10 protein-coding genes are annotated in these 12,905 nt (G+C 53.1%); 7 read left to right on the top strand and 3 right to left on the bottom strand.

Features of this window, described 5'->3' with window-relative positions; genetic code table 11:
* Positions 1-54: 54 nt before the first annotated feature.
* On the top strand, positions 55-273 hold the full coding sequence (infA, locus tag J1778_RS22510; RefSeq protein ID WP_002211347.1) for a translation initiation factor IF-1: 219 nt from the start codon (positions 55-57) through the stop codon (positions 271-273).
* A gap of 231 nt (positions 274-504) precedes the next feature.
* Here the strand turns inward: infA and clpA are convergent, their stop codons facing one another.
* Positions 505-2,787 carry an ATP-dependent Clp protease ATP-binding subunit ClpA gene (gene clpA / locus J1778_RS22505; RefSeq protein ID WP_217175049.1) on the bottom strand — a complete coding sequence of 761 codons (2,283 nt, stop codon included), beginning with the start codon at positions 2,785-2,787 and terminating at the stop codon, positions 505-507.
* Between the two features lie 27 nt (positions 2,788-2,814).
* Positions 2,815-3,135, bottom strand: a complete 321-nt coding sequence (clpS, locus tag J1778_RS22500) for an ATP-dependent Clp protease adapter ClpS (protein ID WP_013574769.1) — start codon at positions 3,133-3,135, stop codon at positions 2,815-2,817.
* 394 nt (positions 3,136-3,529) lie between these two features.
* Here clpS and cspD point away from each other — a divergent pair, with 394 nt between their 5' ends.
* Both cspD and J1778_RS22490 read left to right on the top strand, forming a co-directional pair.
* A complete protein-coding gene (cspD, locus tag J1778_RS22495; RefSeq protein ID WP_015696601.1) occupies positions 3,530-3,751 on the top strand; it encodes a cold shock-like protein CspD in 222 nt (73 codons plus the stop codon).
* Positions 3,752-4,075: 324 nt separating this feature from the next.
* A complete protein-coding gene (locus J1778_RS22490) occupies positions 4,076-5,065 on the top strand; it encodes a VirK/YbjX family protein (protein WP_217175048.1) in 990 nt (329 codons plus the stop codon).
* On the opposite strand, the gene J1778_RS22485 is transcribed toward J1778_RS22490, so the two are convergent.
* A complete protein-coding gene (locus tag J1778_RS22485) occupies positions 5,062-6,795 on the bottom strand; it encodes an ATP-dependent endonuclease (protein ID WP_217175047.1) in 1,734 nt (577 codons plus the stop codon). The genes J1778_RS22490 and J1778_RS22485 overlap by 4 nt on opposite strands.
* 189 nt (positions 6,796-6,984) lie before the next feature.
* On the opposite strand from J1778_RS22485, the gene J1778_RS22480 reads away from it, so the two are divergent.
* The 4 genes from J1778_RS22480 to poxB all read left to right on the top strand — a co-directional run bounded on the left by J1778_RS22480 (position 6,985) and on the right by poxB (position 12,740).
* Positions 6,985-7,884, top strand: a complete 900-nt coding sequence (locus tag J1778_RS22480) for a LysO family transporter (protein WP_120506951.1) — start codon at positions 6,985-6,987, stop codon at positions 7,882-7,884.
* A gap of 166 nt (positions 7,885-8,050) precedes the next feature.
* Positions 8,051-9,703: a hydroxylamine reductase gene (gene hcp / locus J1778_RS22475; protein WP_217175046.1), complete on the top strand. Its 1,653-nt coding sequence runs from the start codon at positions 8,051-8,053 to the stop codon at positions 9,701-9,703.
* A 6-nt stretch (positions 9,704-9,709) separates the two neighbouring features.
* A complete protein-coding gene (gene hcr / locus J1778_RS22470) occupies positions 9,710-10,723 on the top strand; it encodes an NADH oxidoreductase (protein WP_217175045.1) in 1,014 nt (337 codons plus the stop codon).
* Between the two features lie 295 nt (positions 10,724-11,018).
* Entirely contained in the window at positions 11,019-12,740 is a 1,722-nt protein-coding gene (poxB, locus tag J1778_RS22465) for a ubiquinone-dependent pyruvate dehydrogenase (protein ID WP_217175044.1), read from the top strand.
* The last annotated feature ends 165 nt before the right edge of the window (positions 12,741-12,905 follow it).

Below are 12,905 nucleotides of genomic sequence, written 5' to 3'. Positions count from 1 at the left end.
TTTCGGCATTATCTTGCCGGTTAAAAACTATGGTAGTTAGACCTAGAGGATTCGATGGCCAAAGAAGACAACATTGAAATGCAAGGCACCGTACTTGATACGCTGCCAAACACTATGTTCCGCGTAGAATTAGAAAACGGACACGTAGTTACCGCTCACATCTCCGGTAAAATGCGTAAGAACTATATCCGCATCCTGACGGGCGACAAAGTCACTGTAGAGCTGACCCCGTACGACCTGAGCAAAGGCCGCATTGTCTTCCGTAGCCGTTAATAAGCGGCTCACTCATCGCTGATTTTCCGGCGATACCTGAGGATACCCTTTTCGCCCTTCCTGCTGTTGCAAGGGCGTTTTGTGGTATCCGCAATCCGGCATTTGTTCCATTATTTATTCCACTATCCTTTCTGAAATCCCTCACTAATTACTGCAATTAAATAAAGAATTTCGGAAAGAAAAAAGGCGATGTTTTCACATCGCCTTTTGTTTTTTCATCACTGATGAAAATTAATGCACCGCACCTTCCGGTTTTTTCTTCTGCGCACTCATGAAGTGATAAGTCAGCTTGTCAGCCGCTTTGTCCAGGGCAACAGAGACAGAACCACCCTCCACCAGTGAACCAAACAGCAGTTCGTTGGCGAGTGGTTTCTTCAGGTTTTCCTGAACGGTACGGGTCATCGGACGCGCACCCATCGCACGGTCGTAGCCTTTAACGGTCAGCCAGTCGCGCGCTTCATCGCTGACTTCCAGAGAAACGCCCTTAGCATCCAGCTGCGCCTGCAGTTCGACGATAAATTTATCGACAACCTGCTGGATAACTTCCGTAGACAGATGGTTAAACCAGATAACGTTGTCGAGACGGTTACGGAATTCCGGCGTAAAGGTACGTTTGATCTCTTCCATCGCATCAGGGCTGTTATCCTGATGAACCAGACCAATCGATTTACGTTCCGTTTCACGTACACCGGCGTTAGTGGTCATCACCAAAATCACATTACGGAAATCGGCTTTGCGCCCGTTGTTATCAGTCAGCGTGCCGTTGTCCATGACCTGCAACAGCAGGTTGAAGACATCCGGATGCGCCTTCTCGATTTCATCGAGCAGCACCACGGCGTGAGGATGTTTAATGACAGCATCCGTCAGCAAACCGCCCTGATCAAAGCCGACATATCCCGGAGGCGCACCGATCAGACGACTGACCGTATGACGCTCCATGTATTCCGACATGTCAAAGCGCAGCAGTTCGATATCCAGCGCTTTCGCCAGCTGAACCGTGACTTCGGTTTTACCCACACCGGTAGGACCGGCGAAGAGGAACGAACCGACAGGCTTGTGATCCTGACCCAGACCGGCGCGGCTCATCTTAATCGCTTCAGTCAGCGCTTCGATGGCAGGATCCTGTCCGAAGACCAGCATTTTCAGACGATCGCCCAGATTTTTCAGCACATCGCGGTCTGTCGCAGACACGGTTTTTTCCGGAATGCGGGCAATACGCGCCACAACGCTTTCGATATCGCTGACGTTAACGGTTTTCTTGCGTTTGCTGACCGGGATTAACCGGCTGCGCGCGCCCGCTTCGTCGATGACGTCGATAGCTTTGTCCGGCAGATGACGGTCATTGATGTATTTGACCGACAACTCCACTGCCGCACGCACTGCTTTCGCGGTATAACGCACGTCGTGATGCGCTTCGTATTTCGTTTTCAGGCCGTTAATGATCTGAACCGTTTCTTCCACGCTTGGCTCAGTAATATCAATTTTCTGGAAACGACGCGCCAGTGCACGGTCTTTCTCAAAGATATTACTGAATTCCTGATAGGTGGTGGAACCGATCACGCGGATTTTACCGCTGGAAAGCAATGGCTTGATGAGGTTTGCCGCATCCACCTGACCGCCCGATGCCGCACCGGCACCAATGATCGTGTGAATTTCATCAATAAACAGGATGCTGTTCTTATCCTGCTCCAGCTGTTTCAGCAGAGATTTGAAACGTTTTTCGAAATCACCGCGGTATTTTGTGCCCGCCAGCAACGAACCGATATCCAGAGAATACAGGGTGCAGTCGGCCATCACTTCCGGCACATCGCCCTGCTCAATTCGCCATGCCAGACCTTCGGCAATCGCGGTTTTACCTACGCCGGATTCGCCCACCAGCAGCGGGTTGTTCTTACGGCGACGGCAGAGCACCTGAATGGCGCGCTCCAGTTCTTTGTCACGGCCAATCAGCGGATCAATACCACCCACACGCGCTAACTGGTTGAGATTAGTGGTGAAGTTCTCCATACGATCTTCCCCCGCCGACTGCTCTTCGTTAACTGGGTTTTCCGCATTGTTTTGCGCCTGGCTGCCCGATTCATCTTTACGGGTGCCATGCGAAATAAAGTTCACCACATCAAGGCGGCTGACGTCATGTTTGCGCAGGAGATAAGCTGCCTGAGATTCCTGTTCGCTGAAAATCGCGACCAGGACGTTGGCGCCAGATACTTCGCTGCGGCCAGAAGATTGCACGTGGAATACCGCACGTTGCAGAACGCGCTGGAAACTCAGCGTAGGCTGGGTGTCACGTTCCTCTTCACTGGCAGGTAAGGTGGGTGTGGTTTGCTCGATGAAGGCTTCCAGCTCCTGGCGTAATGCCACCAGATCTACTGTACAAGCTTCAAGCGCTTCACGGGCAGCAGGGTTGCTGAGCAACGCCAGCAACAGGTGCTCCACGGTCATAAACTCATGCCGGTGCTCACGGGCTCTTGCGAAAGCCATGTTGAGACTGAGTTCAAGTTCTTGATTGAGCATAGGCACCTCCCAAATAGATTGCCTTAATCAGGCTTTTTCCAGCGTACACAGCAACGGATGCTCATTCTCCTTGGCGTACTCATTTACGTGTGCGACCTTGGTTTCCGCGACTTCGGCTGTATAAACACCGCATATCGCTTTGCCTCTATAGTGCACCTGGAGCATCAGTTGCGTTGCACGTTCAATATCATAAGAAAAGAACTTTTGCAGAACGTCAATCACAAATTCCATTGGAGTGTAATCGTCGTTGTTTAATATAACTTTATACATAGATGGCGGTTTTACCTCATCCTTTTGCTTATCCGCCGCCAAATGTTCAAAATTTAGCCAGTCTTGATTATTGCCCATTGCCTGTTCATCACCTGTGAAGATCGTGTCGGAAGCCAAATACACAAGCATGAAGGCTTTCTGCAGAGCCTCACGCCGTTATTACCGTATTTTACCATCTCTGGCCTCACCTTGCCGCTGCACAAAATGTCTTACGTGCAACAGATAACGCCGGTGAAAATTTAACAAAATATGTCAATAGCGTTACCTGCTTCAAACTTTGGTTATCTGCTCCCCCGGGACAAATGCCGTTTCCTTGACGTCTTTCTCTATTCCACTAGAGTGTAAATTCGTGAGCCGGACGGGGTTTAAACCGGCCTGAACAGGCGCTTATCCGCTTCGTTCTGGCCTACGTGCTCACTCAACTGGCTTTATCTATTTACTACCAGACTAGTCATGAGAGGGATGCAGAAGCATGCAGACGGGTACTGTTAAATGGTTCAATAATGCTAAAGGCTTTGGCTTCATTTGCCCGCAAAATGGCGGTGAAGACATCTTCGCTCACTACTCCACAATCCAGATGGAGGGTTACCGGACATTAAAAGCCGGCCAGCAGGTCAATTTCGACGTTCATGAAGGCCCAAAGGGGAATCATGCCAGCCTCATTATTCCAGTGGAAAGTGAAGCGGTCGCCTGACCGGTTCAGCATTGCCCGGTCCATTACTGATCATTTCAAAACGACATGCCAGTTAACGCTTCAACTTCAAATGCCGGTCACTCACTGACTGGCATTTTTATTTATGGGGGAGAATGACTCAGGCTTCAAGTCCTCTTTACTAAAATAAAGTACATTTTTTAGACACCAATTGCTAAGACACGACATAAACAAAATCAAATCTAAACACAATCTCAACAAACCACGTTCAATTTCTCCATACTTTTCCCCGTTGCACAGTCGTTTATCCATCTCCTGTTGAAATATCGGTAACAAAAACCCGGTTGCAAATAACAGGTAAAGACCATGACGACTCTCCATTATCCTAGCGTAGAAAAAGCCCCGCTTTCAGGCTTGCAGTTGATGAAGGCTTTGCTCACCAACCGCATTACACCGGGACCGTCCTGGAAATTACCGCGCTATCGCCTTAAATTCCTTTTTCGCACCCTGAAGCAACCGCGCAGAACGTTTGCGCTGCTTGATTATCTGGCGCAGCATCCGCAGCGTGATGAAATCCTGGTTGCAATGCCCGGTTTACCGGCGAAGTTACATCGCACTTATCAGGCGGCGAATATCACGCAGGAGCAGGCCCTGAAACGGATCACTGATCATTACGACATGATTCAGGATTGCCTGCCAGACGCCATTAATCACGGCTATCTGAATAAAAAACCGATGGCGATTGCTACCCTGACCGGTAAAGAAGAACAGCGTTACGCCATTACCTTTAACGCGGTCAGCCGTCTGGATAAAGAAGGCGAAGCGACGCTGTCGTTCAATAACCCGCAGGGAGAACCGATTGCTATCGTGACGTTCTCCTTTATTGAGTATCAGGGTCAGCCGACCTTGTTTATTGGCGCATTGCAAGGGCCGCGCGCCCATGTTGATCATCAGGAAATTCAGACTGCCACCAAAGCCTGTCACGGTTTGTTCCCGAAACGTCTGGTGATTGAAGCGCTGACAACGCTGGCGGATGTGACAGGCATGACGCAACTGATTGCTGTCGGCAACCACACGCATATTTATGAAGATCCGCGTTACAAAAAACGCAAAGGGATGGTGTTTGCCGATTACGACAGCTTCTGGGAAACGCTGGATGCAAAACAGGGAGAAGACGGTTATTTCCATCTGCCCCGCCAGATTGCTCACCGGCCACTGGAAGAAATCGCCAGTAAACGTCGTTCCGAGTATCGCCGCCGTTATCAGCTGTTAGATGACCTGGAAAACCAGATCCGCCAGACATTCACCAGCGGACATGGCAACCCGGTTACTGTCGCACAAACCCAGGCGGCTTAATCGGCTCTCCCGCGTGCCAGCCAGGCCACGCGGGAAAACATCTGGCGCAGCAACGGAGGAATCGACGGGGTTCCCCGCAGCGATGCCGCCATCGCCACGTCAATCGCCAGATCAGGTTTTGAACTGCGGTGAATGGCCTTATCAATAATGCGCCTCGGCGACATCGGCACATTGTCCGGTATCGCTGCATGCTTGCGGTAAACGTCTTCAAAACCTTCACGATACAGAAAATGCTCGATGTCCTGTGACGGCAACGCAGTCAGGCGATAGCGCAGCGTATCGTCGTGGCTTTCCACATTAGCCATCACCGTCGCTGCGTATTTGCGCCCCGCTTCATCACCATCGACCAGAGCATGCCATTCAATGCCCATTTGCCGGGCAAAACGCAGTAACGGTTTAAGCCCGCACTGAGCAAACTCGATCACCTTGATCCCTTCAGATTCAAAATGATAACCGCATTGCCGCGCCAGCTGATTCAGCAACCAGACTTCCGTTTCCCCTTCGACCAGCAACCAGCAACGGGCGAACAAAGAAGACGGCCGGTTAAAGCGAATATGAAACGCAATGCGGCGACTGTCTTCCAGACTCAGCCCTTCGGGACCAATGCCGTAAGCCGCCACGCGACCGGACTCACGCACCAGACGACAAATTTGCTCGACCGGCACCAGGGAAAGTAAATCGCCGGAATTGGTGGTAGTGATCCGCTGTAACGGCAGTTGATCCAGCAGGCCCCACGCCACAGAAAGCATGATCGGATGCAGGCGGGTTTCGGGGTCTTCGATAAGCAGCAGCGGTCTGGCATCGGGATGCAACACAACTGAGCCTTTGGCCTGTAATAACGTCGAGAACATCCCCAGCAGCATCACCCGCATACTGCGGCTGTTGGGTTCGGCAATCATACGATTGATGTTATCCAGAGAACGCCATGCGCGGCGGCTTTCTGCGCGGCCATGACGTTTTTGCTGCCACGGCACACTGCTCGACGTACCTTGTTCGGCAAAATAATGTTCCAGCAATTGCTGCATCGCAGAAAGACCGCTGCGCAACTCACTGTTTTTTAGCGTCTGCGGGCTGTGAACCAGTTCCCGCGTCAGTTCATCCAGTTGTTTGGCCAGTTCTTCATTATTAGCCGCCAGCCGTGGCGCCAGTGTTTCACTGCGCAGACGGCGGATAAAACGCGCATCGCGTAAACGTAAGACCGGATTGAGGCGGATCAGCGCCAGCGCCAGCGGATCAATCGTCGTCAGATTTAAAGGCTGACCGTTGGATGACAGGAAACTGCGCAGGGTCATTACGCTGCCATCGTCCTCGAGTTCGCCTTCCAGCCGGTAATAAATCCGGTTGAGCTTATCGGCACATTTCACCCAAAGCGGTGAGAGCGAATTAAACCGCGGCGACATATGATGACCGGCCTGATTCTCACAAAACGTAAATACCACGTGCAGATACTGGGATTTGGATTCCTCCTCACCGGCCGGGAAATAGAAATCCTCTTGTTTAAAGCAGTACAGCTTAGGTTCCGGGGAAAGCAGCAGAGTTAAGGCATCGAGCAGACTGGATTTACCCCAGGCGTTCTCACCGATGAGAACGGTGTTGGTGGGAAAGGACTCGCCCTGTCCCTGCCGGGAGGAGCCGGTAATCGATGCGCCACGTTGAGCGGGCTGGGTCAGAGTTAAAGACAAGCGGTTAATCCCGCGAAAACCGACAATATCAATACGTTCCAGATACATCAGACGCCTCCTGTGCGCTCTGAACTTTCCTGAGCATGGCGTTAAAAAATGGTTCAGGTCAAGCGCGCGACGATATCTCTGCGTGCCGAAGCTGCTTTACAGTCAGATAACTTTTCGTTAGCTTGGCGGGCGGCCTTTTCTGCGCCGCGCTCCACTTATGGGATCTCACTTTTCAGGGACTTTTGCATCATGTATTCCGGGCTGTTAATTATTCTCCTGCCGCTGATCGCCGGCTACCTTATTCCGTTAAAAAACCGGCCCCTGCTGCACATTGTTAATCAGTTACTGAGCTGGATGGTGTACGTCATCCTCTTTATTATGGGCATCAGTCTGGCTTTCCTCGACAATCTGAGCGCAAATTTACTGCTGATTTTCAAATATGCGGCGGTCTGTTTCCTGTGCATTTTTGTGATGAATTACGCCGCGCTCTGGCTGCTTGAACGCCGCCGTCCGTGGAAATCAGAGCATAAGCAGGAAAAACTGCCGTCGCGTATTCACATGGCGCTGGAATCATTGAAGTTATGCGGTGTGGTCATCGGCGGTTTCGCGCTCGGCCTGACCCAATGGCACTGGCTGACCTTCGCCTCGCAGGCCAGCGAAATCGCATTGTTATTCCTGCTGGCACTGGTCGGCATACAGCTTCGCAACAGCAGCATGACGCTACGCCAGATAATCCTTAACCGCCGCGGAATGATGGTCGGGATGGTGGTCGCAGTCAGCGCGTTAGCCGGTGGTGCCATCGCCGCGTTATTACTTGGCCTGCCGCTGAAAACCGGTCTGGCACTCGCCTCCGGTTACGGATGGTATTCGCTTTCGGGTATTGTGCTTACCGATTCCTTTGGTCCGGTCATCGGCAGCGCCGCATTCTTTAACGATCTGGCCCGCGAACTGTGCGCGATTATGTTAATCCCGACGCTGGTGCGCACCAGCCGGTCGACGGCGCTTGGTCTGTGCGGTGCGACCTCTATGGATTTCACCCTGCCAGTGTTACAGCGCAGTGGCGGCCTGGATATGGTGCCTCCCGCCGTTGTTCACGGATTCGTGTTAAGCCTGATAGCGCCTGTGCTGATGGCCTTCTTCTCTGCCTGACACGGGTTTTCCCGCTGCTTTCCGGCAGCGGGCACTCCTCTGCAAAACTTGCGATAAATCAACTCCCCTTCACTTAGTCTTAAAAACCCCTTCATTTCTTTCCCTGCCAGTTTTAGGCTTGCATCAAAACAAGCATTTCAAATGCAACTTTAAAAAGGACCTCATTATGTTTTGTGTGCAATGTGAACAAACAGTCCGTACCCCGGCGGGCAATGGCTGCGCTTATGCGCAGGGAATGTGTGGCAAAACGGCAGAAACCTCCGATTTACAGGACTTACTGGTGGCGGTGCTGGAGGGCTTGTCCGCCTGGGCGCTGACTGCGCGCGGCTACGGGATTATTGATGAAGAGATCGACAGCTTCGCGCCCCGCGCCTTTTTCTCCACCCTGACCAACGTGAATTTCGATTCTGATCGCATTGTCGGTTACGCCCGCGAAGCCATTATCCACCGCGAATCACTGGCCGTGCGTTGCCGCCTAATGGATCCGCAAATTACCGTCAGCCATCCGCTGGCCGCGCTGGAATTAATCAGCGATAACCTTGGCGAGCTGCAACAACAGGCACAGCAGTTTGCGCTGAACGGCGACAAAGCGCAGATTGGCGATGACATTCATGGTCTGCGGATGCTGTGTCTATATGGTCTGAAAGGTGCCGCGGCGTACATGGAGCACGCGCACGTTCTGGGTCAGTCTGACCCCGCCATTTACGCCGAATATCACCGTCTGATGGCGTGGCTCGGCACGCAGCCTGCGGACATGAGTGAACTGCTCGCAAATGCAATGGCGATCGGCAAAATGAATTTTAGCGTGATGGCAATTCTGGATAAGGGCGAAACCGATGCCTATGGTCACCCGCAGCCGACAAACGTCAATGTCCGACCGCTCGCGGGTAAAGCAATTCTGATTTCCGGTCACGACCTGAAAGATTTACAGATGCTGCTTGAGCAAACCGCCGGTACCGGCATCAACATTTATACCCACGGCGAAATGTTGCCCGCGCACGGTTATCCTGAACTGAAGAAATTCCCGCATCTGGCCGGTAACTACGGCAGCGGCTGGCAAAATCAGCAGGTGGAATTCGCGAAATTTCCGGGACCGGTGGTGATGACCTCCAACTGCATCATCGACCCGAACGTCGGCAACTACGGCGACCGGATCTGGACACGCAGCATCGTCGGCTGGCCGGGTGTACAGCATCTGGAAGGTGAAGATTTTGCGCCGGTAATTGCGCAGGCATTGCAGCTTCCGGGCTTTCGTTACAGCGAAATTGAGCAGGAAATTACGGTCGGATTTGGCCGCCAGACGCTGCTCGGCGCAGCGGATACCGTGATTGATCTCGTGGCCGCTAAAAAACTGCGCCACATCTTCCTGATCGGCGGGTGCGATGGCAGCCGCGGCGAGCGGAGCTACTTCACCGATCTGGCGCGCAGCGTGCCGCAGGATTGCCTGATCATGACGCTGGCCTGTGGCAAGTACCGCTTTAACAAACTGGATTTCGGTTCCATCGAAGGCCTGCCGCGCCTGCTGGACGTCGGCCAGTGTAACGACGCCTATTCCGCTATTATTCTGGCGGTCAATCTGGCGGAGAAATTAGGCTGCGGTGTGAATGATTTGCCGCTGAGTCTGGTGCTTTCCTGGTTTGAACAAAAAGCCATTGTGATCCTGCTGACCCTGCTGTCGCTGGGCGTGAAGAATATCGCTACCGGCCCGACGGCACCGGCATTCCTGACCGAAAACCTGCTGACAATCCTCAATGAAAAATTTGGCCTGCGCGCAATCACTTCGGTTGAGCAGGATCTGAAAACCATGCTGCCGGAGTAAACTGAAATGATTTTTCCTTTATTCCCCGATCAGCCGACCGCGTTGTGCCAGAACCGCATGCAGGTGTATTCCGTCACGCAGGAAACGCCGGATGTCCGCACGCTGTCGCTGATTAATCACGACGTGTTTCCGTATCGTCCCGGCCAGTTTGCGCTGGTCAATATCGGTCTGAGTGGCGACGTACAACGTGCGTACACATTGTCTTCCACACCGGGTCAGAGCCGTTTCATTCAGATCACGGTGCGCCGCATCGAAGGCGGCGAAGGTTCAGAGTGGCTGACAGAGCAGGTTAAACCCGGTGATTATTTATGGCTGAGTGACGCGCAAGGGGAATTCACCTGCGACACGGAACAGCCCTTGCTCTTACTGGCTGCAGGTTGCGGCGTAACGCCGGTGATGTCGATCACGCGCGATGTTCTGGCGCATCATCCGGCGCAAAGCGTGCAGGTGTTTTACAGCGTGCGCAGTCCGCAGGACATTATTTTTGCCAGCGAATGGCAGCAGCTGGCAGCGCGTTACCCGCAACTGAATCTGACCCTTCTTGCCGAGCATAATGCAGAGTCCGGGCAAATCGCCGGACGTCTGAGCCAGGATTTACTGCAAAGTCAGGTGCCGGATATTCAGACACGACGTGTGATGATTTGCGGCCCCGCGCCCTATATGCAACTGGCAGGTGACTGGGCGAAAGAACTCGGTGTAACAGCGGAAAACATCGTCAAAGAGCAGTTTCAGGCAACTGAAACCCTGGTGTCTGCCGACCAGCAACTGACACTGACCCGTCTGACACCGTTACAGAATTACCGCGTACCGGCAGGAACGACATTGCTGGCTGCCATGGAACAGCACAGCTTGCCGGTCACCGCAGCCTGCCGTGCAGGCGTCTGCGGCAGTTGTAAAACCCGGATACTTACCGGTGATTACCAGACCACCAGCCGCATGACGCTGACCGATGAGGAAGTCGCACAGGGTTATGTGCTGGCCTGCAGCTGCCAGCTTCAGGGCGATGTCACCCTCGCCTGATCCTTGCGTAAACACACTGCCCGCACATGACTTTTTACAGTCTGCGCGGGCATATTTACAAATCTTCACCTCCCTCCCCCGCATATTTTTGTATGGTTTAAGGCTGAACATTCAAGGATGTAATCAGTGGACTATGCTTAATCCACTTATTTGAAAATTAGCCCTAAATCATTCGAGTGGGATCAAGGCGGCAACTGAGTGAATCGCCGGGAGCATACATAAGTGTGTGACCGGGGTTCGCGAAGGCAGCCAACGCAGAGGCAGCTCGAAGGACGACGGGCGCACCGGAGGGACTATGAAGCAGAGCGTAGCGTCTTATTTAGCAAAAACATTAGAAGCAGCAGGTGTAAAAAGGATCTGGGGCGTCACCGGCGATTCCCTGAACGGGCTCAGCGACAGCCTGAACCGCATGGGAACTATTGAATGGCTGGGTACGCGTCATGAAGAAGTCGCCGCATTTGCTGCCGGTGCTGAAGCGCAAATCACCGGTGAACTGGCGGTGTGCGCCGGTTCCTGCGGGCCCGGCAACCTGCATCTGATAAATGGCCTGTTCGACTGCCATCGTAATCACGTTCCGGTAGTGGCGATTGCCGCACATATTCCGTCGAGCGAAATCGGCAGCGGCTATTTTCAGGAAACCCATCCGACCGAATTATTCCGCGAATGCAGCCACTACTGCGAGCTGATCAGTAATCCTGAACAGTTGCCGCAGGTGCTGGCGATTGCCATGCGCAAAGCCATCCTCAACCGTGGCGTGTCCGTTATTGTGCTGCCGGGGGATGTGGCGCTGAAACCTGCGCCGGAAGACGCCAAAGTCAGCTGGTATCCGCCGGTGCTGCCTAAAGTCACACCACAGCCGACAGAACTGGAAAAGCTGGCCGAACTGCTGAATGGTTCGACGAATATTACGATGATGTGCGGCAGCGGTTGTGCGGGTGCTCATGACGAAGTAATTAAGCTGGCTGAAACCCTGAAAGCGCCGGTCGTCCATGCGCTGCGCGGTAAAGAACATATCGAGTGGGACAATCCGTACAGCGTCGGTATGACCGGACTGATCGGTTTTTCTTCCGGTTATCACGCCATGCTCAATGCCGATACGCTGATCCTGCTCGGTACACAATTCCCTTATCGCGCGTTTTATCCGACAGATGCCAAAATCATTCAGATTGATATCAATCCGGGCAGCATCGGCGCGCATTGTCATGTGGATATGGCGCTGGTCGGCGACATCAAATCTACCCTGACCGCCCTTCTGCCACAGTTGCAAGTGAAGAACGAACGCAAGTTCCTCGACAAAGCACTGAAGCATTACGCAGAGGCACGTAAAGATCTCGACGGTCTGGCGACGCCGAACGACAAGCAGGCCATTCACCCGCAGTATCTGGCGCAGCAGATCAGCCGTTTTGCTGCAGCCGATGCAATTTTCACCTGCGACGTGGGTACGCCAACCGTGTGGGCATGCCGTTATCTGCAAATGAACGGTCAGCGCCGTTTGCTCGGTTCTTTCAACCACGGTTCGATGGCCAACGCCATGCCACAGGCGATTGGCGCGCAGGCCATCGACCGCTCGCGACAGGTTGTTGCGCTGTGCGGCGATGGCGGATTCGCCATGCTGATGGGCGATTTCCTGACGCTGGCGCAGCAAAAACTGCCGGTGAAAATCATTATATTCAACAACAGTGTGCTGGGCTTTGTAGCGATGGAAATGAAATCCGGCGGTTATCTCACTAACGGCACCGAGCTGAAAAACCCGGATTTCGCTGCCATTGCCGAAGCCGCGGGTATCAAAGGGATCCGTGTCGAGAAAGCGTCTGACATCGACACCGCCTTGCAGGATGCATTCGCCTATGAGGGGCCGGTACTGATTGATGTGATCACCGCCACCGAAGAACTGGCAATGCCACCGCAGATTAAATTCGAGCAGGCAAAAGGCTTCAGTCTCTACATGCTGCGCGCAGTGATCAGCGGCCGCGGCGACGAAGTGGTTGATCTGGCAAAAACCAACTGGCTGCGATAACCCTGACAGGGCTATAGTGCATGATTAGACAAACTCTCATATGCAGCCCTAAATAGTCCGGATTGAAGTAAGGCGACAAGTTTGCGAGTCCCCGGGAGCTTAGATAACCAAGTGACCGGGGTGAGTAAACGCAGTCAACGCATCAGCAATTCGAAGTATGACGGG

Source organism: Rahnella bonaserana (assembly GCF_019049675.1).
GTDB lineage: Bacteria > Pseudomonadota > Gammaproteobacteria > Enterobacterales > Enterobacteriaceae > Rahnella > Rahnella bonaserana.
Note: the sequence above shows the minus strand (reverse complement) of the source record. Positions and strands in the feature narration are given on the sequence as shown.